Origin of the sequence: Streptobacillus ratti, from assembly GCF_001891165.1 — a bacterium.
Taxonomy (GTDB): domain Bacteria; phylum Fusobacteriota; class Fusobacteriia; order Fusobacteriales; family Leptotrichiaceae; genus Streptobacillus; species Streptobacillus ratti.
On sequence record NZ_LKKW01000141.1, the window covers coordinates 1 to 220 of the forward strand.

A 220-nucleotide genomic window follows, 5' to 3' on the forward strand; every position below is an offset into this window, starting at 1 on the left:
TTATTAATTCATGATTTAACAAATCTTCTTTAAAGTACTTATTCTTTGTTAATGTAGATGCTTTTTTCATTGCAAGATAGTGAAAAGTTACATTTTCTGGATTATACTTTCTAAACTGTTCTAAAGTATTTAATACATCTTCAGTACTTTCAAGTGGTAAGCCTATTATAAAGTCCATATTAATATCTAAACTTAATTTTTTAGCCTCAGTATATACCTC

At 25.0% G+C, this 220-nt stretch carries 1 pseudogene; it reads right to left on the reverse strand.

What is annotated here, in order from left to right:
* A pseudogene (locus BT993_RS07150) lies at positions 1-220 on the reverse strand (coproporphyrinogen III oxidase); the annotation flags it as partial.